This is a genomic window from Reichenbachiella ulvae (assembly GCF_025833875.1).
Classification (GTDB): domain Bacteria; phylum Bacteroidota; class Bacteroidia; order Cytophagales; family Cyclobacteriaceae; genus Reichenbachiella; species Reichenbachiella ulvae.
On record NZ_JAOYOD010000001.1, the window covers coordinates 4,585,460 to 4,609,632 of the forward strand.

21 protein-coding genes are annotated in these 24,173 nt (G+C 41.7%); 20 read left to right on the forward strand and 1 reads right to left on the reverse strand.

Annotated features, from left to right (window positions below; all coding sequences use genetic code 11):
* Nucleotides 1-9: 9 nt before the first annotated feature.
* The 6 genes from N7U62_RS18795 to N7U62_RS18820 all read left to right on the forward strand — a co-directional run bounded on the left by N7U62_RS18795 (nt 10) and on the right by N7U62_RS18820 (nt 8,516).
* Entirely contained in the window at nt 10-666 is a 657-nt protein-coding gene (locus N7U62_RS18795) for a response regulator (RefSeq protein ID WP_264139629.1), read from the forward strand.
* A gap of 875 nt (nt 667-1,541) precedes the next feature.
* A complete protein-coding gene (locus N7U62_RS18800; protein WP_264139630.1) occupies nt 1,542-2,195 on the forward strand; it encodes an ABC transporter ATP-binding protein in 654 nt (217 codons plus the stop codon).
* 3 nt (nt 2,196-2,198) lie between these two features.
* Nucleotides 2,199-3,032, forward strand: coding sequence for a DMT family transporter (locus N7U62_RS18805; protein ID WP_264140448.1), 834 nt, complete (start codon nt 2,199-2,201; stop codon nt 3,030-3,032).
* A gap of 100 nt (nt 3,033-3,132) precedes the next feature.
* Nucleotides 3,133-3,885 carry a YebC/PmpR family DNA-binding transcriptional regulator gene (locus tag N7U62_RS18810; protein WP_264139631.1) on the forward strand — a complete coding sequence of 251 codons (753 nt, stop codon included), beginning with the start codon at nt 3,133-3,135 and terminating at the stop codon, nt 3,883-3,885.
* A 44-nt stretch (nt 3,886-3,929) separates the two neighbouring features.
* The gene (locus N7U62_RS18815) at nt 3,930-5,090 is read left to right on the forward strand and encodes a BamA/TamA family outer membrane protein (RefSeq protein WP_264139632.1); all 1,161 of its coding nucleotides are present in this window, start codon (nt 3,930-3,932) and stop codon (nt 5,088-5,090) included.
* Between the two features lie 111 nt (nt 5,091-5,201).
* Nucleotides 5,202-8,516, forward strand: coding sequence for a glycoside hydrolase family 9 protein (locus N7U62_RS18820; protein ID WP_264139633.1), 3,315 nt, complete (start codon nt 5,202-5,204; stop codon nt 8,514-8,516).
* 234 nt (nt 8,517-8,750) lie between these two features.
* On the opposite strand, the gene gap is transcribed toward N7U62_RS18820, so the two are convergent.
* The gene (gene gap, locus N7U62_RS18825; RefSeq protein ID WP_264139634.1) at nt 8,751-9,737 is read right to left on the reverse strand and encodes a type I glyceraldehyde-3-phosphate dehydrogenase; all 987 of its coding nucleotides are present in this window, start codon (nt 9,735-9,737) and stop codon (nt 8,751-8,753) included.
* A gap of 160 nt (nt 9,738-9,897) precedes the next feature.
* Between gap and N7U62_RS18830 the strand changes: the two genes are divergently transcribed.
* The 14 genes from N7U62_RS18830 to N7U62_RS18895 all read left to right on the forward strand — a co-directional run bounded on the left by N7U62_RS18830 (nt 9,898) and on the right by N7U62_RS18895 (nt 24,125).
* Entirely contained in the window at nt 9,898-12,333 is a 2,436-nt protein-coding gene (locus N7U62_RS18830) for a ligase-associated DNA damage response DEXH box helicase (protein WP_264139635.1), read from the forward strand.
* Between the two features lies 1 nt (nt 12,334).
* On the forward strand, nt 12,335-12,769 hold the full coding sequence (locus tag N7U62_RS18835; RefSeq protein WP_264139636.1) for a DUF2147 domain-containing protein: 435 nt from the start codon (nt 12,335-12,337) through the stop codon (nt 12,767-12,769).
* Nucleotides 12,766-13,458, forward strand: coding sequence for a mutarotase (locus N7U62_RS18840; protein WP_264139637.1), 693 nt, complete (start codon nt 12,766-12,768; stop codon nt 13,456-13,458). The genes N7U62_RS18835 and N7U62_RS18840 overlap by 4 nt, the downstream gene beginning before the upstream one ends.
* Nucleotide 13,459: 1 nt before the next feature.
* Complete coding sequence (gene pdeM / locus N7U62_RS18845) at nt 13,460-14,092, forward strand: ligase-associated DNA damage response endonuclease PdeM (RefSeq protein WP_264139638.1); 633 nt, start codon at nt 13,460-13,462, stop codon at nt 14,090-14,092.
* A gap of 112 nt (nt 14,093-14,204) precedes the next feature.
* Nucleotides 14,205-14,744: an RNA polymerase sigma factor gene (locus N7U62_RS18850; RefSeq protein WP_264139639.1), complete on the forward strand. Its 540-nt coding sequence runs from the start codon at nt 14,205-14,207 to the stop codon at nt 14,742-14,744.
* 3 nt (nt 14,745-14,747) lie between these two features.
* Nucleotides 14,748-15,656, forward strand: coding sequence for an anti-sigma factor (locus N7U62_RS18855; RefSeq protein ID WP_264139640.1), 909 nt, complete (start codon nt 14,748-14,750; stop codon nt 15,654-15,656).
* A 79-nt stretch (nt 15,657-15,735) separates the two neighbouring features.
* Complete coding sequence (locus N7U62_RS18860; protein WP_264139641.1) at nt 15,736-16,629, forward strand: cell division protein FtsX; 894 nt, start codon at nt 15,736-15,738, stop codon at nt 16,627-16,629.
* A 1-nt stretch (nt 16,630) separates the two neighbouring features.
* Nucleotides 16,631-16,843 (forward strand): DUF3098 domain-containing protein, encoded by a 213-nt coding sequence (locus N7U62_RS18865; RefSeq protein WP_264139642.1) that lies wholly within the window; start codon nt 16,631-16,633, stop codon nt 16,841-16,843.
* Complete coding sequence (locus tag N7U62_RS18870) at nt 16,840-17,637, forward strand: undecaprenyl-diphosphate phosphatase (protein WP_264139643.1); 798 nt, start codon at nt 16,840-16,842, stop codon at nt 17,635-17,637. The genes N7U62_RS18865 and N7U62_RS18870 overlap by 4 nt, the downstream gene beginning before the upstream one ends.
* Complete coding sequence (truB, locus tag N7U62_RS18875; RefSeq protein WP_264139644.1) at nt 17,634-18,323, forward strand: tRNA pseudouridine(55) synthase TruB; 690 nt, start codon at nt 17,634-17,636, stop codon at nt 18,321-18,323. The genes N7U62_RS18870 and truB overlap by 4 nt, the downstream gene beginning before the upstream one ends.
* A gap of 33 nt (nt 18,324-18,356) precedes the next feature.
* Nucleotides 18,357-19,283, forward strand: a complete 927-nt coding sequence (locus N7U62_RS18880) for a bifunctional riboflavin kinase/FAD synthetase (RefSeq protein WP_264139645.1) — start codon at nt 18,357-18,359, stop codon at nt 19,281-19,283.
* 5 nt (nt 19,284-19,288) lie between these two features.
* Nucleotides 19,289-19,615 carry a gliding motility protein GldC gene (gldC, locus tag N7U62_RS18885; protein WP_264139646.1) on the forward strand — a complete coding sequence of 109 codons (327 nt, stop codon included), beginning with the start codon at nt 19,289-19,291 and terminating at the stop codon, nt 19,613-19,615.
* A 144-nt stretch (nt 19,616-19,759) separates the two neighbouring features.
* Nucleotides 19,760-22,579, forward strand: coding sequence for a TonB-dependent receptor (locus N7U62_RS18890; RefSeq protein ID WP_264139647.1), 2,820 nt, complete (start codon nt 19,760-19,762; stop codon nt 22,577-22,579).
* Nucleotides 22,580-22,592: 13 nt separating this feature from the next.
* Complete coding sequence (locus N7U62_RS18895) at nt 22,593-24,125, forward strand: SGNH/GDSL hydrolase family protein (protein WP_264139648.1); 1,533 nt, start codon at nt 22,593-22,595, stop codon at nt 24,123-24,125.
* Nucleotides 24,126-24,173: the final 48 nt, after the last annotated feature.

Consider the following 24,173-nt stretch of genomic DNA (forward strand, 5'->3'; position numbering starts at 1 on the left):
CTAAAACCTATGTCGAAAACGAATATTCTGGTTGTTGATGATCACTCTCTTGTAAGAGAAGGGATAATTACTATGTTGTCTATTTATGATGATTTCGAAATCATCGGAGATGCCGAGAGTGGCGAAAAAGCTTTGGTCAAAATAGAAGAGCAAAAGCCGGATGTCATTTTGCTGGATATTAATATGCCAGGTATGAATGGTATCGAGACAGCAAAGAAGGTGCTGACAGACTATGAGGGCATCAAAATCATTATTCTTTCGATGGAGGTGACTCAGGATCATATCTCTGAAGCCATCAAGGCAGGTGTGTCTGGCTATTTGGCCAAGGATACAAAGAAGGAAATTTTGGCAGAGGCCATCAGAAAGGTGATGGAAGGAGAGCAGTATTTTGGAGACAAAATCTCTGAGGTTATTTTCAAAGGATTTTACAAACAAAGCAAGGGCGAGCAAGTAGCGAAAGAAAACAAAGACCTAAGTAAACGTGAAGTTGAGGTACTAAGACAAATTGCCTCGGGTCTATCTAACCGTGAGATCGCAGACAAGCTATTTATTTCTATTCGTACGGTAGATGCGCATCGTAATCATATCATGCAAAAGCTAAGCATGAAGAGCACTGCTCAGCTGGTAAAGTATGCGATCAAAGAGAAAATTATTGATCTCGAATAGATCATAATTTCCAATTCCCTCAATTTTATAGGTAAATTTCTTACTATCAGATTTTACATTTTGGCATTTCACTACTAATAGTGAGATTGGGTAAGAATAACTCTGTCCTTTCTGTAGACTAGGTCACTGGTTTAGTTACAAAAAAATATTAAAATAGTGCAAGTGTTATTTCGTTTTTAGACTTTTTGAGCACTTCCATTCTCCAATATTCCTAAAATATTTTTTAAGCGAATCCTCTATTTTTTCCAGTCTTTTTTGCTTCTACTTTTGATATGTGATTGAAACTTAAATGATTCATCACTCTCTGACAAGATCCAGAGATTAGCTAAAGAAAGAAACTGTCACAAAAGGTGACTTATAAGATACGGGATAATACAGGTGGATTAAAAGGGTTGTTGCAAAGCGACAACTCTTTTTTAAACTCTTCCTTACTTATCAAAAGACACGGGATAATACAGGTGGATTAAAAGGGTTGTTGCAGAGCGACAGCTCTTTTTTAAACTCTTCCTCATTTATCGAAAGACACGGGATAATACAGGTGGATTAAAAGGGTTGTTGCAGAGCGATAACTCTTTTTTAAACTCTTCCTTACTTATCAAAAGACACGGGATAATACAGGTGGATTAAAAGGGTTGTTGCAAAGCGACAGCTCTTTTTTAAACTCTTCCTCATTTATCAAAAGACACGGGATAATACAGGTGGATTAAAAGGGTTGTTGCAGAGCGACAGCTCTTTTTTAAACTCTTCCTTACTTATCGAAAGACACGGGAAAATACAGGTGGATTAAAAGGGTTGTTCGAACGAACGGCCTTTTTTTTTGTCTTATTCTCAAAGTTTCATCCCTATACATATCTTTGTCGGCTAACGAAACCATGATGCTTCAAGCCACAAACATTCATAAAACATACGGAGATCTCGAAGTACTGAAAGGAATCGACTTGAATGTCGAGTCTGGTGAGATTATATCAATAGTAGGTGAGTCTGGAGCAGGTAAGAGTACATTGCTGCAAATCTTGGGCACTCTGGATTTTCCAGACCAGGGTAGCGTTGTTATCAATGGAAAGGACATTACCGCACTTCGTCAAAAGGATTTATCTAAATTTCGTAATCAGGAGATCGGTTTCGTTTTTCAATTCCATAATCTGTTGCCAGAGTTTTCTTTGAAGGAGAACATTTGTATGCCGGCTTTTATTCAAGGTCGAAAGGGTAGAGAATTAGAGGAATATGCTTCTTATCTGATGGATTTGCTGGGTATTGGTAGGAGAAGTGAGCACAAACCTGCTCAAGTCTCCGGTGGAGAACTACAAAGAGCTGCCGTGGCCCGTGCTTTGATCAATAAGCCTTCACTGATATTCGCAGATGAGCCAAGTGGTAATTTGGATTCCAAGAATGCAGAGGAGCTACATGGCCTTTTTTTCAAATTGCAAAAAGAATTCGGTCAGGCATTTGTCATCGTCACACACAATGTCTCCCTGGCTGAGATGGCTGATAGAAAAATCACTATTCAGGATGGAATGATTCTTAGCTGATTGATGAAGCTATCCAAGGGAATCCAATACATGTTTATCGCCTCACTCGTCTTCTCATTGATGAAGGTGTGTGTCAAGCAAGTTTCGCATATTCCTGCAGTGGAGGTGATCATGTTTCGTTCCATTATATCTTTATCCATATGCGTTTTTTTTCTCTGGAGGCAAAAAGTATCCTTTTGGGGTAATAATAAGAAGGTTTTGATCATGAGAGGGGCGTCTGGTGCTATGGCGCTGGTTTTGTATTTTTCATTGCTACAACAAATCCCCCTTGCCGCTGCAGCCAGCATGCAATATTTGTCACCGATATTTTCTGCTGTTTTAGGTGTTTTCATAGTGAGAGAAAAAGTGACATGGAAGCAATGTTTGTTTTTTGCGATTTCTTTCGCGGGAGCACTTGTCATTACCGGAGTAGATGTCCGTATTGGCGCCATTCATTTGGTGACTGGAGTAGCAGCAGCCTTATTTACTGGCCTGGCTTACAATTTTGTTCGTAAGCTGAAAACTTCTGAACATCCGCTTGTTATCATCTTGTATTTCCCCATGGTGACTTTGCCAATTGTGGGTGTGGCTAGTTATTTTCTGTGGGTGACTCCAGAGGGATGGGACTGGATGTATTTGCTTCTCGTGGGAGTATCTACTCAGATTGCCCAATTCTTTATGACCAAATCCTACCAGTTGGAAGAAATATCCACTGTTTCTATCATCAACTATACGGGTCTGCTTTATTCGATAGCCTTTGGTTTTGTGATCTTTGGCGAGACCTACGAATGGTTGAGCTATGTAGGTATGGCCTTAGTGATCGTAGGAGTGATCCTCAATATTAAGTTGAAGAAATAGGCCAAAATGCTCAATCAGTCTTTCTGTTTTCAAAGGCCGAACATTTCCTTTCTCACTTTTCTGAAGAATATTATTTTTGAATTACTAAATCAATAGGATTATGTCAGGACATAGTAAATGGTCTACAATCAAGAGAAAGAAGGGCGCGCTGGATGCTAAGCGAGGGAAAATGTTCTCACGTCTGAGTAAAGAAATAACGATTGCTGTGAAAGAGGGCAATAGCGGTGATCCTGAAGGAAACCCTCGATTGCGATTAGCGATTCAAAATGCTAAAGGCTCCAATATGCCTAAAGACAACATAGAAAGGGCCATCAAGAAAGGACTGGGCGGAGATGTGGAGTCGTACATAGAACAGACTTTCGAGGGATATGCAGCACATGGTGTGGCGGTTTTTGTAGAATGCCTTACTGACAATCAAAATCGGACGGTGCAGGAAGTTCGTGCTGCTTTCAATAAGTGCAATGGAAGCTTAGGCACGAATGGCTCTCTTGAATTCATATTTGACCGAAAGGGAGTCTTTTCACTTCCTCTTCCCGAGGATATGGATCAGGATGAATTTCAGCTGGAGATCATCGATGCTGGAGCCGAAGATGTCGTAATAGAGGATGCATTTATAACCGTTTTTTGTCAAATGGAGGATTTTGGGTCTCTCAATAAGAAATTTGAGGAACTCGGCCTTTCACTCGAGAATGCAGAGCTTCAGCGAATCCCAAATACCACCAAGGATCTGGATGACGAAGGCTTCAAGGAAGTGATGAAATTGATAGATATATTAGAGGACAACGACGATGTGCAGAAGGTTTGGCATAACCTGGAAGTCGGGGATGGACAGGAAGAGTTGTTAGAGAATTGATCTTGTCGTATTATATTGAGGAATAATTCAATCCACCACTTTTGATGAACCAACGTTTTACCTACTTACTAATTCTCGTCTTGTTTGTTGTCACATCTGCGATGGCACAAGATGCTTCCGGACAAGCAGCCGATACGCTAAGCGGCAAGGCACCAGTAGTTACTAAATTCGATGCTTTCAATAAAAAGGCGGAAGTGCTATTTCAGATTATTCCTTTTCCCATTTATTCCTATTCTCAAGAAACGGGTCAGGTTTATGGTTTGGTCAAGTATAATTTGCTTGACATTGTAAAGGGAGATACAGTGAGTAGCCCTTCTTCATTTAGTGCCCTGATATCCTCTTCCTCTTTGGGACAATTCAAGTTTGTCTTGGGAAGTCGGACTTATCTCAATCAAAATAAGGTGGTATTTCAAGGGGAAGCTAGTTATATCAATTTTCCTCAATTCTTTTTAGGAATAGGCAATGACGTAACCAGGGCAGGAATAGAAGAGATTTCTACCAAGAGTTTGAATTTTGTGAACTCCGCTTTTTTCGCTGTTAATGATGAGAAGAAGGTGTATGCAGGCGTAGCTCAAGAGTTTCGCAATTATTTCGAAGTAGAAAAGGACAGTAGTAGTTATTTGATTATCAATGAAGTGCCCGGATATCAGGGAGGTTCGATATCTGGGCTTGGACCGGCCATTATTTATGATACCAGAGATCACAGATACAATACCCGTACGGGTACTTATGTGGCCAGTAGTTTGAAGCACTTTGCCTCTTTTCTGGGAGGTGATTTTGAATATACTTCCTTTACGTTGGACGCCCGAAAATTTATCAACCCCTGGTACAACCATGTAGTAGGTTTTCAGGCTTATACTCAGTTGAATCAGGGAGAAGTTCCCTTTTACGCCCTGGCCTTTCTGGGTGGATCAGAAAGAATGCGTGGATACTACGATGGCGCCATTCGTGACAAGGCGATAGCTGATGTGCAAGTAGAATACAGGATGCCTATTTGGAAAATATTCGGAATGGTAGCCTTTGCAGGTGCCGGTCGGGTGGCTCCAGACTATGCGGCCATGGAGTTGGACGATGTTTGGTTTAGTGGAGGATTGGGTCTTCGGGTGCTGGTGGATAGTAAAAACCGTGCGAATCTAAGGCTCGATTTTGGCTGGGGCGAGCAGGATGCCAAGGCATTTGTGATTGGGTTTACCGAATCGTTTTAAGATTTTTCTGCTTTTTAATGGAATGTCTTAAATTCCTGATAAATAGGTGCTTTCATACTTGAATCGCCTAAGTGCACTATCATGCGCAGCATGTAGACTAAATCTAAATTTATGAAAAGTACTATTCTGTTAATTACCTTGCTGATGGTTGTGATCACCCCCTGTGTTTCGCAAGGAGTATTCGAAGATTTTGAAGGAGACTTGAGTAGCTGGAATGGTGGAGCTACCTATACTCTTTCCCTTGAAACCAATTCTGGTGGGCACGAGCTTCGTGCAACAGCTGATATTACACAGGCCGGTTATCAAAGCTTTGCTTTTGACTTTGCGGCAATCGATATGAGCCAAAATACCACTGTTTCTTTGGTCATGCGAGCTTCTAAAAATGTATCTGTTCGACTGGATGTAGTGGATCAGAATGGAAGACAATCCAATGCCTATGCTGTTACGCATAATGTGACAACAACAGATCAACTTTTTGTTTTTGATTTTGAAGGTAAGTTCGTTGATGAATATGGTAGCAATCCTGGCCCAATAGACCCTACACAAATTAAGGGCATTCGAATTCATTTCAATGCTGGAAGTACCTATACCGGAACTGTTTATCTGGATGATATAATAGTAGGAGCTATTGCTGATCCGGTAATTTGTTTGGTTGGATCTGGTGCGTTTGGACCGGTGCTGATCAACGACACAAAGGACATTGAATTAAAATTGATCAATCGAGGCGGTTCTGACTTGAATACAATTAGTGCCGATTTAAGCCCTGCTGTATTTACAGTCTCTAATTTGCCAACCTCTATTTCAGCCGGGAATTCCACTAATTTCAACATCCATTTTACGCCTTCTGCTCAGACAGACTTCTCAGGTCAAATTGCTTTTTCATCCAATGCCATCAATGGAGATGCTGCCGCAAGTCTTTCTGGTAGCGGTGTGTCCGAACCACCCCCGGGTGACTTGAATGGAATGGTTCGAGTCAATCAAATCGGATATTATGTAGGCCAAGAAAAGTTGGGTGTAGTTGTGGATGGAACCGAAGGCCAGGAGTTCAATATTCGCTCTGTGGATTTAGAGACAATTTATTACACAGGGCAGTTGAGTGCACCGGCATATTGGAGCAAGTCTGAGGAAAATGTCTCTTTGGCTGATTTTACGGATTTTGAAACCCCAGGCGAGTATGTTTTAGAAATCTACAATCTAGGTAGATCATATCCATTTGAGATCAAAAATAGTGTCTTTCATGAAGCGACTTTGGCTAGTCTAAAAGCTTATTATTATAACCGAGCATCGATGGAGTTGGATCCTGCATATGCCGGCCAATGGGCGAGAGCTGCTGGACATCCTGATACGGAAGTGGAAATACATGCCTCAGCAGCTACGGATGCGAGACCCGCAGGCACCAGGATTTCTTCTCCAAAAGGCTGGTACGATGCTGGCGACTTTGGTAAATATGTTGTGAATGGAGGGATTTCTGTTCATACTCTTTTGTGTGCTTATGAGGCTTTTGAACCATACTATGCTTCGCTCAATACCAATATCCCAGAAAGTAATAATGCTATGCCTGATATATTGGATGAGGTTTTGTGGGAGTTGGAATGGATGCTTACTGTTCAGGATCCTGGAGATGGCGGAATTTACCATAAGGTGACTACAGCCAACTTTACAGGATCTGTAATGCCTGCTGAGGCGAATGGTCAACGTTATGCGCTTAAGAAATCAACTGTAGCCTCCCTCAATTTTGCTGCAGTCATGGCTCAGGCGGCCAGAGTATATGAACCCTTTGATCCGGTTTTAGCTACTCGATTTTTGAATGCAGCCATATATGCCTACCAATGGTCGAAGGATAATCCAATAGAATACTACAATCAGAATGCAGTTAATCAGGAATTCGAGCCAGATGTGTTTACAGGGGAATATGGTGATTACCAATCCCTCGCGGACGAGTTTAACTGGGCAGCGATGGAGCTATATATTACCACACAACAAGTTGAGTATTTTGATGATATCAATTTTGGGCTTACAGTAGATGTGCCGGGTTGGGCAAATACAAATACACTTGGTTATTTATCCTTGATTAACAACAAAGATCTTCTAACTGCGGATATTGATATCTCAGGAGTAGAAAGTCAGTTGCTGTCAACTGCGGAAAATTTGAAATCCAAAAGAGCGTCTTCACCTTATCAGACGTCTCACGAAAATTTTTATTGGGGCTCTAATTCAGCAGCAGGTAACGAAGGCTTTATTACTTTATTTGCCTATCTACTTACAGCGGATGAGGCATACCTGAAAACAAGCTTAGGTGCAGTAGATTATATGCTGGGAAGAAACCCAGTCAACTATAGTTTTTTGACTGGTTTTGGGAGCAATTCTGTGATGAATATTCACCATCGTCAATCTCAGGCGGATGGTATTGAGGCACCTGTACCGGGATTTGTGGCAGGAGGTGCTGATGGTACCTGGCAACAAAATGGTATATGTCCAGGGACTGATTTTGGTGATGTCCCTGCCAAGGCATTTTTGGATATGGAATGTGCATATAGCATGACAGAAGTAACGATCAATTGGAATGCACCTTTTGTGTTCTTGTTCGGAGCTTTTGAATCAATGGACAACAATACACGGGCTAGTGCCCCTCCATTGGCTCCCAGTGATTTTACAGCCATTCCTTCCGAAAATTCCATTGCACTGAACTGGACTGATAATGCGACCAATGAAGAAGGGTATCATGTTTATCGTCTATCAAATGGTAAATATGAATGGTTGGCAACATTGGATGCCAATGAGATAAGTTTCACAACTGATGAGTTTAGCGAGAGGTTTATTATTAAGGCTTTCAATAATGATGGTATATCAGCCAATGTAACAGTCGAAGTAGAGACTCTGGAGACTCCTACTCAATTGTCAGCGACGGCACTTTCTGAATCAGAAATACAAATCCAATGGATGGACAATTCTACTAGTGAAACGGACTATGTAATAGAGAGAGCCATGCAAGAGAACGGGGATTTTGTTGCAATTGCTACTTTGGAAGCCAATTCGACCAATTACATCGATTCCGAACTTCAGCCTGAGACCGTATATTATTATCGGGTCAAAGCCATCAATTCGACCTTGCAATCTTCTTATAGTGAGAAGGTCTTTGTGTCTACACTGGCGGATGAAGTGACCGCTACAGCTATTGGAAAGGAAGTGACGCTTTATCCAAATCCGGTTATCGATTTTTTAACAATTGATTTGGGAGATGAATCAGGCAGATGGAAGTCAGTAGTGCTGAGGCAAATTAATGGTCAGGTGATATTGGAAAAAGTACTGGAAAGTCAACAAGGTCAGATAATCCTATCCACATCAGAGTTGAGAGGTGGTGTGTATTTATTGCAATTGAAAGGTGAGAATAACTCGAGGTATTTTAGAATCCTTCACAGCTATTAGTGTACATGTATGGTGTGAAACATAGGTAAGTGCCTAACCTGGATTGAAAGTTGAATGCAGATTTGAATCAACAATTGATAGAGCTTAAAATAGAGAAAAGTGTTCGCTCCAAATTTGGTCACTTATTGCTGTCCATGTTTTTGTAATGATGATGGCCCTGTTTGTCACCTCCTGGATATAAAAAAACCCAGACTCAAGAGCCTGGGTTCAATATTTTGATCTCCGAAGTAGAACTTATCCAATCTTAGCGATCAAATCAGCAGCTCTGTTAGAGTATCCAGCTTCGTTATCGTACCAAGATGCGATTTTCACCATTTTACCGTTAGTAGAAGTGATACCAGCATCGAAGATAGAAGAGTGAGGATCACCTACGATATCAGAAGAAACGATTGGATCTTCAGTGTATTTCAAGATACCTTTCATTGGACCTTCAGCAGCAGCTTTCATTGCAGCGTTTACTTCTTCTACAGTTACTTCTCTAGAAAGAGTAGCAACCAAGTCAGTGATAGAACCAGTTGGAGTAGGAACTCTCATTGAGTTACCGTCCAATTTACCTTTCAATGCAGGTAGAACCAATCCTACAGCTTTAGCAGCACCAGTAGAAGTAGGTACCATGTTGATAGCAGCAGCTCTTGATCTTCTCAAATCAGCGTGAGGCGCATCTTGCAATCTTTGGTCAGCAGTGTAAGCGTGGATAGTAGTGATATATCCTTGCTCAAGACCGAAGTTGTCGTGCAATACCTTAGCGATAGGAGCAAGACAGTTAGTAGTACAAGAAGCATTTGACATGATAGTTTCGTCACCAGTCAATATGTCCTCGTTCACACCCAATACTACAGTTGGGATGTCACCTTTAGCAGGTGCAGAGATTACTACTTTTTTAGCACCAGCAGTCAAGTGTTTGCCAGCACCAGCCTCGTCTACGAATCTACCAGTAGATTCTAAAACTACGTCGATACCTAATTTACCCCATGGCAAGTTAGCTGGATCCATTTCAGCAGTGATGCCGATTTTTTTCCCGTTGACAATGATTCCATCTTCAGCAGCTTCAACAGTTCCGTCGAATTTGCCTTGCGTTGAATCATATTTCAACAAGTGCGCTAAGGTCTTAGTATCTGTAAGGTCATTGATAGCAACAACTTCTACATTTTCTTTTTTCAATAATGCTTGGAACGCCAACCTTCCGATTCGTCCAAATCCGTTGATAGCAACTTTAATCATTGATCAATAATTTAGTGTTTGAAATTTTTTGGCAAATCTAACATAGTGAGTCACTAAATCAAATAATTGCCGTTAAAGCGTATGTTTATATTTTGTGATTCTAATCAGGAAACAAGCTGATCTATTAGATAGTTCCAAACGAAACATATTAATTATTGCATTGATCGAAAAAAAGGCCATAGAATACGGAACAAAATGGTTCCATTCCCAAAACTGGAAAGTTTATCCTTTTCAAAAGAAAATGTGGCAGAGCTTTTTTCGAGAGTCATCTGGGATATTAAATGCTCCGACAGGCAGTGGAAAAACCTTTTCATTGTGGATCCCAGCGGCCATTCGGGCAGCAGAATCTAAAAGCCATCAAAGCAGGCAAAGACTGAAAATCATTTGGCTGACTCCTCTTCGTGCACTGGCCAATGATCTGACTTTGGCCATGCAGCGCTTTAGTGATGAGAATGAATTGGGATTGAAAATCAGCATTCGTACGGGTGATACCAGTACCAACGAAAGGCAGCGCATCAATCAAAGTCCACCGGATTGTCTGGTTACGACACCAGAGAGTTTGCATCTGATGTTGAGTCAAAAGGATAGTGCCAATTATTTCAGCGATCTGGAAACGCTCGTCGTTGACGAATGGCACGAGCTGCTCGGTACCAAGAGAGGAGTGCAGGTAGAGCTGGCTATCTCCAGATTAAAGGCATTGACGGATCAGACGCTTTCTGTCTGGGGTATTTCAGCCACCGTAGGCAATATGGATGAAGCACTGCAGGTTTTAACAGGAGTGCAGGAAAAAGGAGTCATCGTACGGGCCGATATCAAAAAGAAAATTCAGATCAAATCTGTCATCCCAAAGAAAATAGAGAATTATCCCTGGGCCGGACATTTGGGTATTCGTCTGATCAAGCAAGTAATGGATATCGTTCATGCGAACAATACTACCCTGCTATTCACCAATACTCGTTCGCAGACAGAGATTTGGTACCAGGGCATCATGGAGAAGTATCCTGAGATGGCAGGCCTGATGGCCATGCACCATGGCTCCATAGACAATGACATCCGCAAGTGGGTGGAAGATGCCTTGAATGAGGGGAAATTGAAACTGGTGATTTGTACCTCAAGTCTGGATCTGGGGGTGGATTTTAGACCGGTAGATATGGTCATCCAGGTGGGTAGCCCCAAAGGTGTCTCACGTTTCTTTCAGAGGGCTGGGCGCTCAGGTCATGGACCAGGGGAGGTCAGTCGATTGCAGTTTGTGCCTACTCATGCGCTGGAGTTGATCGAGGCAGCAGCCTTGCGTTCTGCGATAGACGATGGACAATTCGAACCTCGCAAACCTCAGACTCAATGTATCGATGTGCTGGTGCAGTATCTCGTGACTCTCGCGGTAGGAGGAGGCTTTTATCCAGATGAAATATTTGAACAGGTTAAGCAAACTTATGCTTTCAATGGCTTGACCGAACAGGAGTGGAAGTGGTGCCTTACATTTATTACTACTGGAGGCGAAAGCCTTTCTCAGTATGAAGAATTTTCGAAGGTAGAGATTGATAAAGGATTGTATAAGGTGTTTCGCCAAAAAACGATGATGCGCCATAGATTAGGTATCGGTACGATCGTGGGCGATCCTGCTTTGAAGGTGCGCTTTGTTACCGGTGGGTTCATAGGTACGGTGGAGGAAAGTTTTGTATCCAGGTTGAATCCTGGTGATGTGTTCTGGTTTGCAGGGCAACCGCTGGAGTTTGTCAGATTGAAAGATTTGACTGTGCAGGTGAAAAAGGGTAGCCCCAAAAAGGGAACCGTTCCGCGTTGGGGCGGAGGTAGGATTCCTTTGAGCTCAGAGTTGTCCAGGCTACTGCGCTCCAAAATCGAGTCCGCAGCTAGGGAGGAATATGATTCGGTGGAATTGAAAAAGATCAAACCGATTTTGGATCTTCAAGCCAAGCTCTCAATTATACCTGATAAAAATACTTTGCTCATAGAGAAGACCCAATCTGACGAAGGCTACCATGTTTTTGTTTTTCCATTTGAAGGCAGAGCGGTGCATGAAGTGTTGGGTGCGGTGGTGGCTTTCCGGATTGCTCAGTCGGTTCCTATCACACTTTCTATTTCCATGAATGACTATGGTTTTGAGTTGTTGTCCGATCAAGCCATTCCCATCGAAGAGGCATTAGAATCTGATTTGTTCACCAAAAAGGATTTGTTGTTTGATATCTCGCATTCGGTCAATCAAAGCGAAATGGCCAAGCGGAGATTTCGTGATATAGCAGCAATTAGCGGACTGGTTTTTCAAGGGCACCCGGGGCAGCCCGTTCGCGGAAAACACCTGCAAATGAATTCTGGGATCATCTATCAGGCTCTGGCGGACTATGATCCGGATAATTTGCTGCTGAAACAAGCGGAGGACGAAGTGCTTTCCAGACAGTTGGAGCTAGACCGATTCATGGAAGCTATGGACAGAATCAATCAACAAGAGATACGTTTAGTCCAAACAAAGCAACCTACACCCTTTTCATTTCCTATATTAGTAGATGGAATGCGCGAAAGAATCAGTTCGGAGTCTTTGGCCTCCCGAATAGAAAGAATGAAACTCAAAATGGAATGATATGAAAATGAGAATTGTAATAATTATGGCCTTGATGTTAGCTGGCATGGGGGTAAAAGCACAGGATGTCGTAGGTCAATGGAAAACCATCGATGACGTGACGGGTAAAGCCAAATCAGTGGTGGAGATTTTTGAAAAGGACGGCAAGTATTATGGCAAAGTGCTGAAGCTTTTCAGAGGGCCAGACGAGGAGCAAGATCCAGTTTGCAAAGAGTGCGACGAAGATGACGACCGATACCAGCAGAAGGTGATTGGAATGGAAATCATCCGTGGATTAGAAAAAGATGGAGATGAATATAGCGACGGCACGATCATGGACCCAGCCAATGGAGAGGTCTATGATTGTAAAATCTGGAGAGAAGGCGATCAGTTAAAGGTACGTGGATATGTTGCTTTCTTTTTTAGAACCCAAACCTGGTTGCCTTATAGCGAATGACAGATCAAGAATTAGAATTGCGCTACGATGACATGTGGGCGCAATCCTATCAAAAGTTAAAGCAAGAAGAATATTACATAGATCCCAATCTGAAAAAAAGGGATGACAGAATGGGGATTACCCTGAGGTTGAGCTTTGGAGATGATCCTTTGGCGCAGATTGATGAATTTCAAGATGAACTAAAGAGCATTTGCCCTGAACAATATCACTACTCACAACAGGCACTGCATATGACTGTGCTGAGTGTGATTTCTTGCTCGGTCAATAATGATCTTATCCAGTTACAGAATTATCAAACTTATGTAGATGTGATCCAGGAGGTTTTAAAAGATGAAAAACCATTCCGTATCAGACACCAGGGATTAACATTGGGGAATGCAGGATTGTTGATTCAGGGATTTCCAGAAGCTGATGCCCTGAATCTGTTGAGAGAAAAATTGAGAGTGGCCATTCATCAATCGGGGGTATATCATACTTTGGATACCCGCTACAAAATCTGGTCGGCCCATAGTACGGTGATGCGATATCGGGAGCGTTTGGTTGATCGAAATGCATACCTGGCATTTTTGGAGAAAAGCAAAAGCAGGGAATTTGGGGTGACGACAGTGGGGCGCTTGGAATTGGTGATCAATGATTGGTGTCACAGTCCTGAACAAACGGAGATGTGTGCCAGTTGGGAATTGAAGTAAAATGGAGTTTGAAATCAAAGGTCAGCATCTGGATTTGTTAGCAGAGAAGGCAATCTATTGGCGTGAAGAACAAGCGCTACTTTTGTCTGACTTGCACTTGGGCAAGGCAGCACATTTTCGAAAGGCGGGAGTACCTGTTTCCTCTCATATTCATATTCAGGAATTGTTCGTGTTGGATGCATTGATCGAAGCATATCACCCACGAGCGATCTATTTTCTTGGTGACTTGTTTCATAGCGATATCAATACCGAGTGGCAGATGATCAGTGCCTGGTGCGAAAACTATCCTGAGATTGATAAACATCTGGTGTTAGGCAATCATGATTTTCTTCCAAAGAAACTCTATGAAAATGCCAATTTCATTGTTCATGATAGTTTGATAGTGGGGCCTTTTTTTCTGTCCCATGACCGGGAAGAAAAGGAAGGTTTTTATAATCTCTCGGGTCATGTTCATCCAGGGGTGTCCTTGGTGGGGAGTGGAAAGCAGTCAATCAAGTTGCCCTGCTTTTATTTTAGTGAATCTTACGCTTTGCTTCCGGCCTTCGGTCAGTTCACTGGTTTGCACAGAATCCGGCCTACCGAAAAAGATTTTGTCTTCGTAATAGCAGAAAATGAAGTCTTCAGCGTTAGCTAATTGACTTGCTTGATTTTTTCAAGTATCTTAGTTTTCCACCTTTTATTACCTGGGATGGGTTACCATTCGTTGTTTAACAGTATCTAAACAAAAGCAATAGCTTTTTTGTCCAATGAAGGATCATGAAATATTGGAAAGGGTAAGTAGAGGAGACGAGAATGCTCTCGACTATCTCTACAAGAAGTACTACAAGATGATGACGCGTATTGTCTTGAACAACAGTGGTACGGAAGATGAAGCCAAGGACGTGTTTCAGGATGCTTTACTAGTTTTTTGGCAGAAAGCGATTTCTGGCAATTTGGTGCTTACTTCCAAGATCAGTACATACATATATAGTATTTGTCTGAATCTGTGGAGGAAAGAATTGGATAGAAAAAGCCGTAATTCGGGTGAGATGATTGAGGAAGCTACCTACCAGGATATGGAAAGGCAGGAGAAAATCAAGATCATCAACGATTGTATCAATCAGCTCGGAGAAGCTTGTAGAAAAATATTAACATACCACTATTTTGACGGACTGTCTATGCAGGATATAGCTGAGAAGCTCAATTTTGCTAACACAGATACCGCAAAGACCAAAAAGTATAAGTGTAAGAAAAAGCTTGACATGATGATTAAAAGAAATTATACGTCGAGCGACTTTTTAGATTAGCGTATGTCGATAAAAAGCGAATATAACGAACAGATAGAAGCCTACTTGAGTGGCGAGATGCAGGGAGCCGATAGGCTCGTGTTTGAGGGGAGAGTAGAATCTGATCCATTGTTAAAGTCGGAGTTCGAACATCAGCAACAGATCGTTGAAAGCCTAAAGGCTCAGCGAGTGGCTGAATTGAAGACTCGTCTTAATGACATTGCCATAGAAACTGGCGTTTTGGGGACGTTACTCCAGAGTTCAGTTTTCAAACCTGCGCTTTACGCCGTGACAGGAATCGCGGTTACAGTGGGATCTTATTTATATTTCAGTACTGAGTCTAGTACGATGGAATATCATATTCAGGGACTGGATTTTAAAAATGAGTATGCTTTATCTGAAGGTGCTAATGCCAATCTAAACCCTGAGCTCACTTTCAGACATGAAAGCAAGTCGGTCAAAGTAGACTTGCCAGAGCTGGAGCCAGAATTACAAGATGAAGTAGTCGAAACTGAAGAAGTTGTCGTTGCTTCAAAAAGTGAAATCAAATTCGAAGTTCCGACCATGGATGCAGGCTTGCAACATGATGAGTTCGAAGGAGGGCCAGTAGTGGCATTAGAATCTCCTGATCGAATCGAGGAAGTGCCTACCGTTTCTAAAATCGATCGAGTCAATATTCAAACGATCAATTCTCGTAGATACAATTTCCACTATCGCATGGAGGACAACAGATTGTATCTCTATGGTAAATTCAATGAGTCTCCTTACGAGATCATAGAGATCAATACTCCTGGAGCTAAGAAATTGTATTTCTTTTATGATGGGGATTTTTATGCGTTGAACAAGGATGCATCTGACGTAACCCCTCTTTCTAAAATAGAGAATAGAAAGCTGATCAATGAGCTGGATGTTATAAAGAGCAGTAATCTCTAAGTGATTTTCTACACATTTTGCGAAATCTCATGGAATTGAAAGTATTTTCAAGGAATGAAACTATTTTTGATTTTTCAGAATGGCAAAAGAAAAGAAATACAGAAAAAAGAAGCTCGGCAGTTATCCATTTGCCAGTGTAATATTTAGTGTCACCCTGGCACTTTTTGTCATGGGCCTCTTTGGCCTACTGATACTTACCACACAGAACCTCACTCGTTTGATTCAGGAAAATGTAGAGATGCAGGTATTTCTACATAAGAACTTGAGCGATAATGAAATTGTCAAAATCAAGAAAATCTTGTCGAGTAAGGACTATGTCAACAAAAAGGCTGGAGAGCCTCAGGTAGAACATGTCACCAAGGAAGAAGCTGCAGAGACCTTCATGAAAGAGACGGGAGAGGATTTTGTTAATTTCCTCGGGGACAACCCGCTTCGTGATGTTATAAGAATTAAGATTAGTCCTGATTTTCATGCGACAGAAAACCTTTCGGAGATTAAGAAAGAGATTGGTTTTATCAGTGGGGTGTACGAGGTGACATACATAGAGAATCTGGTACAAAGTATTAACGAGAATGTCCAAAAAATCAGTCTGGTGTTGTTGGGTTTTACGGCGATACTATTGATTGTAGTGGTGGTTCTCATCAACAACACGATCAAGTTGGCTTTGTTTTCTCAACGTTTCTTAATCAGAAGTATGCAATTGGTTGGGGCGACAGCCTCCTTTATTCGTAAACCTTTTCTCTCACGTGCGTCACTTTTTGGTTTTATTTCCGGGATGCTGGCATGTGGACTTTTGTATGGGATTTTGCGATTGGCTGAAAATGAGGTAGAAGGGTTGATGGATCTGGTGCCCGTTCAGCAATTAATGATATTGGCAGGCTCTATGCTGATGGTTGGATTCCTTGTGGGATTTATCAGTACATTTGCAGCCATTAAGAAATACATGAAAATGTCGCTAGACGAACTTTATTAATATGAGCAACAACAAATTAGCTTTCTCTAAAATCAACTACATCATCATGCTCGCCGGAGTGGCTGTGTTGATGCTGGGATTTTTCATCATGACTCAGGATACAGAACCCTATGGATTCGGGACCCTGGGACTGACCCTCGGCCCTATTGTGGTTGTTTTGGGTTTTGTGATTGAATTTGTTGCGATTTTATATAAAGGTAAAAAAGAGGAATGAGTGTGATTGAGGCGTTTATCCTTGGTTTGATTCAGGGATTGACAGAGTTTTTGCCAGTAAGTAGCAGCGGGCATTTAGAGCTTGGTAGTTATTTTTTAGGAGTACAATCCGAAGACAATCTCTTGTTTTCGATTTTAGTACATGGTGCTACGGCGCTTAGTACCATTGTGATTTTCAGAAAAGATATTCTCAATATCATTCAGGGACTGTTCAAGTTCCAGTGGAATGAAGAAACACGTTTTGCCGCCATGATTGTGCTATCCATGATCCCGGTTGGGCTGGTTGGCGTCTTTTTAGAGGATCAGGTAGAAGCCCTTTTTGGAGGGAAAATACTATTGGTAGGATCAATGTTAATTGTGACTTCAGCTTTACTGGCGTTTACCTACTTCAATAAAAAACATGAGGGAGAGGTGACCTTCAAAAGTGCCATAATAATTGGCTTAGCTCAGGCGATCGCAATTTTGCCGGGTATTTCCAGATCAGGCTCTACTATATCTACAGCATTACTTCTCGGAATCAACAAAGAGAAAGCTGCTCGCTTTTCTTTTCTCATGGTTCTTCCGCCTATCATTGGTGCGATGCTATTAAAGACTAAGGATTTGATGGAAGCCCCTGATTTGGTTACTAATCTGCCGATTTTAAGTTTGGTAGTTGGGTTCTTTGCAGCCTTTATTTCAGGCCTTTTGGCTTGTCAATGGATGATCTCAATCGTTAAGAAAGGTAAGTTGATCTATTTTGCCGTTTACTGTGGTATAGTAGGTTTATTGGCAGTCATTGGAGGTTCGTTGCTTTGAAAGAAATAAAGTTATCAGATTTAGACTTTGAAAAAGGAGAAGTCTTCCTTTTTGACAAGCCCTATGAGTGGACTTCATTCGATGTGGTGAAAAAGGTCCGCAATCGACTTAGAATAAAAAAAGTGGGGCATGCGGGCACTTTAGACCCCTTGGCCACTGGATTGCTCATCGTATGTGCAGGCAAGGCTACCAAGAAAATCAATGAATTTCAGGACATGGGAAAGGAGTATACCGGTACTCTGGTACTTGGGAAAACCACTCCTTCTGTAGATCTGGAAACTGAATTTGATTCTGAAAATGATGCTTCTCATATTACCTCATCTCAGGTTGAAGAAGTTGCTAAAAGCCTGACTGGGGATTTGATGCAGGTACCACCTATCTATAGTGCAATCAAGGTAGATGGAGAGAGAGCATACAAAATGGCTCGCAGAAAGGAAGAAGCTAAACTTGATCCCAGACCTGTAAAGGTCTCTAAATTCGAAGTGGATTGCTCTAATCTTCCAGAAGTGAAATTTGAGATCCATTGTACCAAAGGAACGTATATCAGAAGTTTGGTGAGAGACTTAGGAGAAGCCCTACAATGCGGCGCTTATATGTCTTCACTTTGTAGGACTGCGATCGGTCATTTTCGTGTGGAGGATGCATATAATTTGGAGGAATTCATTTCAAGTCTCCAAAGGGATTAAATTTGTGAGCTAATTATAAGAACCCAAAGCTGAATGATCCTACTCGACGGAATCAATCAAATTCATCATATCCCCAATGCCATTGTTACCAGTGGTACTTTCGACGGTGTTCATATAGGTCATCAGAAGATCCTGAAAAAAATAGTGAATAACGCCAAAAAGTTTGGGGGCAAAAGTGCTGTGCTAACTTTTTGGCCTCATCCGCGTTTCGTTTTATTTCCTGATGACAACAAGCTCAAACTATTGACCTCTTTTGAGGAGAAGGCTGAGATTCTGAAAGAAGTAGGAATCGATTATCTAATCAAGGTTGAGTTTACAAAGGAGTTTTCACAAATGAGTTCTGAATCCTTCATTCAGGATGTACTGGTAGACCGGATCGGAACAAAAAAATTGATCATTGGTTATGATCATAAGTTCGGTAAAAACCGAGAAGGAAGTTTTGAATACCTCAAAGAGAACAGCAGTCGTTTCCATTTCGAAGTGGAGGAAATTCCCCGTCAAGATATAGATGATGTAGGCGTGAGCTCCACTAAAATCAGAATGGCACTTGAAGAGGGGCAGGTCGATTTGGCTCATGAATACATGGGACGACCCTATTCTGTAGGAGGGACAGTAGTTGCTGGAAAGAAGATCGGTACACAATTGGGCTTCCCTACTGCCAATATTCAGTTGAATCATTCTTACAAGGTGGTGCCAAAGGATGGTGTATATGCAGTAAAGGTCGATGTTAATGGAAAGCAATGGGATGCCATGCTCAATATCGGGTTAAGGCCAACAGTCGATGGATTAAGTCGCGTAATGGAGGCGCATATATTTGATTTTGATCAGGATATTTATGATCAGAGTCTTGTCGTCAACTTTGTAAAGCGCTTGAGAGACGAACAAAAATTTGATTCCCTTGATGAACTGAAAGGGCAGTTAGAAATAGATAAGACAAACAGTTTAGCAGTTTTAAGATAGAAAGAATGAAAAAGTCTAAGATAAGCATAGAAGTTACACTTGATGAGAATAGTGTACCAGAGTCTATAGAGTGGTCAGCAGAGGATAATTTGAATGGAGCTATTCAGAAGGCAAAGGCAACTTCCCTCTCCTTTTGGGATGACGAAAAGAAAGATACACTGAACCTTGATCTCTGGACCAAAGACATGAATGTGGACGCCATGAAAATGTTTTATGTCAACATGCTCGGAAGTGCTTCTAATACTTTGTTGAATGCTACCGGTGATGAGTTCATGTCCAGCGAAATTGCTAACCTTTGTGAAAAACTAGTGGAATACCTGAATCAAAAATAGTAGGCTTGCATACTTTTTTCGCTAAAAACCTTTAAATTAAACCTGTGCGTATATTTCGTACAGGTTTTTTTGCTATTATTATAGGCTGATCGAAAGATTCAGCGCAACATTAATTCAGTTTAAAGAGCATTAAATACACATGATATGATAAGACTATTTACAAAGCAATTTTTGCTTGCTTTGGCATGCGTGGTGATGGTGGGCTATGAGGCAATGGCTCAAACAACCATATCAGGTAGTGTCAAGGACAGCAATTCAGGCGATCCCTTGCTAGGGGTCAGCATAGTGGTAAAGAACAAGGTAATTGGTACCATTTCCGACACAAATGGTGATTTCAAATTAGAAGTTCATTCCGCTCCTCCTATGACGCTGGTTTTTTCCATGGTAGGATACACAACTACCGAACTAGAAATAACACAGGAAAATACACAAGGATTAGAAATTACAATGGAAGAGACCGCTATTATGGGGCAAGAAGTGGTGGTTTCGGCCTCTAGAGTAGAGGAATCTGTGATGCAGTCTCCTGTGTCAATCGAAAAAATGGACGTTTTAGCGATTAAGGAAACCGCTGCGGCCAACTTTTATGACGCTCTCATCAACTTCAAAGGTGTGGATATGAGTGCACAGAGTATCACTTTCAAATCTATCAATACCAGAGGTTTCGGCGCTAATGGTAACAATCGTTTCGTCCAGTTGATTGATGGTATTGATAATGTAGCTCCTGGGTTGAACTTTGCCGTGGGAAACATTGTAGGGATAAATGATCTGGATCTGGAAAGTGCTGAAATGATTCCTGGTGCGGCATCTGCACTTTACGGTCCCAATGCACTCAATGGGGTACTATTGATGAACTCGAAAAGTCCATTTGAGTATCAAGGGTTGAGTTTTTATACCAAGCTGGGAGTGAACCACATTGACGGAGAGGATGATGATCCTTCTTTGTATCAAGATTATGGTTTGAGGTATGCAAAAGCTTTCAACAACAAGTTTGCCTTTAAGGTAACAGCTTCTTATTTGAAGGCGAATGACTTTAGAGGAGTAGATTACCGTGACATGAGTCCAAACACCAACGGACAAGGTGATGGTTTTGCTGTGGAAACTCCAGACAGGACAAGAGCCAATAACCGAACTTATAATGGTGTAAATACTTACGGGGATTTTGGTTTCAATTTGGGTTTTATCCCAAGATTGGATCCAGCTTATGCTGCAGTAGCAGGACAATTGCCTACAGGAGCAGATGGTGCTTTTAGCCCAACGGGTTACTCAGAATCTAGTTTTGTGGACAACAATACGGAGAGTTTGAAGTTAGGTGCAGCCCTGCACTATAGAATCACTGACAATTTAGAGATTTTCGGACAGTACAATGTGGGATATGGTAGCACGGTATACACAGCTAATGACCGTTTTGTATTGGATGATTTTTCTATTTGGACTGCTAAGTTAGAGCTAAGAAGTCCTAATTTTTATGTGAGGGCCTACACGACCCGTGAGGATTCTGGAGATACTTATGCTGCCAATACGGTAGCTTCTCTAATTAACCAAAATGAGTATATCCCGGATTATGCTTTGGGCTTTTTAGGAGCAAGAGGTCAGGGAGCAACTATCGATCAGGCCCATGCTGCTGCTCGTCAGTATGCTGATGGTCTGCAGGCGGCTTATGCGCCAGGTACGGAGGCATGGCAAGTAGGGGTAGATTCCCTTAGACAGATTTCAATTTTTGAAGGTGGAGCTAAATTTCAGGATGCTTCCAGCATGAATCACTTCGAGGGTAGCTACAATTTGAGCCACCTTTGGGATGTAGTAGAGCTAGTAGTAGGGGCTAATTATAGAAAGTACAACCTCAATTCTGGAGGAACATTGTTTGCTCTGGACGATGAGGGAGAGGAGCAGTCATATGGAGAGTATGGCGCCTATCTACAAGCCACCAAATCGTTTTTGGATGATCGTTTGAAAGTTCAGGCCTCTGGTCGTTATGATAAAAATGAAAATTTTGATGGTCAGTTTTCTCCAAGAGTATCTCTGGTGGGTACAGTGGCAAAGAATCACAACTTCAGAGGTTCGTTCCAGAGAGGTTTTAGAATCCCAACCACTCAGGATCAATTCATAGACCTGGATGTACAGACCAGAAGACTGATAGGAAGTAACCAGTTGTTGATCGATAGATACAATTTCAGAACGAATACTGTTTATTCGGCACAAAGTTTAGCTGCTGCTAGACAATCTGGGAATATAGAAGATTTAATGACTCCAGATAAAATCAATGATGATTTTACTACTGAAAAGATCAGTACTTTTGAGATAGGATATCGAGGATTGTTCCTCAATGATCAATTGATGATCGATGGATATTACTACAACAGTAGTTATGAGGATTTCATTGCAGAAATTTATTTTGTTCAGGCCGTACCTAATGGTTTGAAAGAAGATCCAGCTCCATTCGATCCAGATTCTGATGCTGGTAAAGCTCAGATTGTGCAGGGTACAGTTCAGACCCAGGAATATGGATTTGACGTGAACGCGGATGGTACGATTAAGTCACATGGATGGGGACTTCAGGCCGACTACTTTGTAGGAGGAGGGTATAAACTTTCTGGTAATGTGGCCTACAATGAATTGTTAGATGATGATGAATTGCAAGCACAAGGTTTCCGCTCAGCATACAATACTCCAAAGTACACTTACAATGTAGGCGTAAGCAATCGTAATGCAATAGAGAACTTTGGTTTCAATGTGACCTGGAGATGGCAGCAAGCCTTCTTATGGGATTCCTCATTTGGTAGTGCGGTGATACCTGCTTTTGGTACGCTAGACGCACAGGTGAGCTACAAGCTGCCTGCTATCAAATCTGTAGTGAAACTAGGAGGAAGTAATATCTTGAACGAGAGATATACGACAGGTATAGGTAACCCTCGCATGGGTGCCATTTACTATCTGCAAATCACATTTGATCAATTCTTGAACTAAAAACGGAAGAGAAATGAAAGACTTAAAATATATAGTATATCTAATGGCATTTTCCTTCATCGCTTTTAGTTGTGATGAGGAGGATAAGCTAGTTGATAAAAGATTAGATGAGAATCCGGATATTAGTGTAGATCCTGAAACAGGATCTAATGGAACTGCAGACTATAGTACAATGGTGTCTATTGGTGCTTCTATTACTGCTGGAACCATGGATGCTGCATTGTATACGCAGAGCCAAAACCACTCTTTTCCTGTATTGTTGGCTGGACAGCTAGCTATAGAAGGAATAGGCGGTGGAGCATTTAATGTTCCAAGTATCGAATCGCAGAATGGATACAGTGGTGTGTCTGGTGATGGTGCTATAGAAGGAAAGTTAATTTTGGATTTGGACTTGAATAATGATGGTCAACTTGGGGATGCAGGTTTGGTCACTTCCGAGGGTGAAGTACCTGGTGCATTTACTGGAGACAAGGCCGCTTTGAATAATTTCGGAGTTCCAGGTATTCAGACAGCCCAGATATTAACTCCATTGACTGGAGGGCCTGCTGCGGATAACCCTGCCTACAATCCCTTGTATGCACGCTTTGCTTCTAATCCAGGTAGTTCAACTATTCTTGGTGACGCTATAGCTCGTAATCCTACTTTCTTTACCCTATGGGCTGGAGGGAACGATGTTTTAGGCTATGCAACTAGTGGTGGAACTAATGAAGCAATACTAACAGACCCTGCCGCCGTGGATGCTTACATCAATAATATCGTGAACTCTTTGCTTGGAATGACTGAAGCGAAAGGCGTGATAGTTAATGTGCCAAACATTTTGGCTCTTCCACATTTTCAGGCAGTGCCATGGAATGCAATTCCGATGACAAACCAAGAGTCTGTTGATGCTGCTAATGGTGGTTTTGCTCAATACAATGGTGGTGTGCAAGCCGCTCTTGGGGCTGGTATCATCGATAGTGAGGAAGCTGCATTGAGAACCATTTCTTACTCTTTAGGTGGAAACGGTATCGTGATTGTTGATCCTAATTTGACTGATGTAGAAACTAATTCTGGTGGTCAAATCCCGATTCCAAAATACCGTCAATTACAGGAAGGAGAAATCGTTCTATTGGCTGCAAGTACTATCTTGGGAACATTAGCGGATCCAACTAACCCAGCCTCAGTTATCGGGGTAGGAGTACCATTGGATGATAAATATTCATTGCGTTCAGATGAGTTAGCCAAAATTGGGGCCAATTTGGCAGCAATCAATACTTCGATAGCAACTGTAGCTGCTAGCCAGGAGCGAGTCGTTCTATTTGATGCCTATACCTTTCTTTTAGGTGTTGCTCAGGGAGGTGGATATGCTTCAGCAGAGACAGGAGGATTCGTTTTACTTCCAGATTTCTCTCCGAACGGTATTTTCTCTAATGATGGTATTCATCCGAATCCGAGAGGACATGCCATTCTTGCCAACGAATTAATTGATGTTTTGGAAACTGAATTTGGTTCAGATATTCCAAAATTGGACGTAATGCAATTCAACTCTTCTCCATTTCAACAATAAAAGAGTTATAAAAAGAAATCAAAACCCCAGCACAAGTCAATTGTGCTG

What these genes read in the sequence shown, in the direction of transcription:
- N7U62_RS18795 (WP_264139629.1), top strand. Translation starts at nt 10, where the DNA reads ATGTCGAAAACGAATATTCTGGTTGTTGATGATCACTCTCTTGTAAGA.
- N7U62_RS18800 (WP_264139630.1), top strand. Translation starts at nt 1,542, where the DNA reads ATGCTTCAAGCCACAAACATTCATAAAACATACGGAGATCTCGAAGTA.
- N7U62_RS18805 (WP_264140448.1), top strand. Translation starts at nt 2,199, where the DNA reads ATGAAGCTATCCAAGGGAATCCAATACATGTTTATCGCCTCACTCGTC.
- N7U62_RS18810 (WP_264139631.1), top strand. Translation starts at nt 3,133, where the DNA reads ATGTCAGGACATAGTAAATGGTCTACAATCAAGAGAAAGAAGGGCGCG.
- N7U62_RS18815 (WP_264139632.1), top strand. Translation starts at nt 3,930, where the DNA reads ATGAACCAACGTTTTACCTACTTACTAATTCTCGTCTTGTTTGTTGTC.
- N7U62_RS18820 (WP_264139633.1), top strand. Translation starts at nt 5,202, where the DNA reads ATGAAAAGTACTATTCTGTTAATTACCTTGCTGATGGTTGTGATCACC.
- gap (WP_264139634.1), bottom strand. Translation starts at nt 9,737, where the DNA reads ATGATTAAAGTTGCTATCAACGGATTTGGACGAATCGGAAGGTTGGCG.
- N7U62_RS18835 (WP_264139636.1), top strand. Translation starts at nt 12,335, where the DNA reads ATGAAAATGAGAATTGTAATAATTATGGCCTTGATGTTAGCTGGCATG.
- N7U62_RS18840 (WP_264139637.1), top strand. Translation starts at nt 12,766, where the DNA reads ATGACAGATCAAGAATTAGAATTGCGCTACGATGACATGTGGGCGCAA.
- pdeM (WP_264139638.1), top strand. Translation starts at nt 13,460, where the DNA reads ATGGAGTTTGAAATCAAAGGTCAGCATCTGGATTTGTTAGCAGAGAAG.
- N7U62_RS18850 (WP_264139639.1), top strand. Translation starts at nt 14,205, where the DNA reads ATGAAGGATCATGAAATATTGGAAAGGGTAAGTAGAGGAGACGAGAAT.
- N7U62_RS18855 (WP_264139640.1), top strand. Translation starts at nt 14,748, where the DNA reads ATGTCGATAAAAAGCGAATATAACGAACAGATAGAAGCCTACTTGAGT.
- N7U62_RS18860 (WP_264139641.1), top strand. Translation starts at nt 15,736, where the DNA reads ATGGCAAAAGAAAAGAAATACAGAAAAAAGAAGCTCGGCAGTTATCCA.
- N7U62_RS18865 (WP_264139642.1), top strand. Translation starts at nt 16,631, where the DNA reads ATGAGCAACAACAAATTAGCTTTCTCTAAAATCAACTACATCATCATG.
- N7U62_RS18870 (WP_264139643.1), top strand. Translation starts at nt 16,840, where the DNA reads ATGAGTGTGATTGAGGCGTTTATCCTTGGTTTGATTCAGGGATTGACA.
- N7U62_RS18880 (WP_264139645.1), top strand. Translation starts at nt 18,357, where the DNA reads ATGATCCTACTCGACGGAATCAATCAAATTCATCATATCCCCAATGCC.
- gldC (WP_264139646.1), top strand. Translation starts at nt 19,289, where the DNA reads ATGAAAAAGTCTAAGATAAGCATAGAAGTTACACTTGATGAGAATAGT.
- N7U62_RS18890 (WP_264139647.1), top strand. Translation starts at nt 19,760, where the DNA reads ATGATAAGACTATTTACAAAGCAATTTTTGCTTGCTTTGGCATGCGTG.
- N7U62_RS18895 (WP_264139648.1), top strand. Translation starts at nt 22,593, where the DNA reads ATGAAAGACTTAAAATATATAGTATATCTAATGGCATTTTCCTTCATC.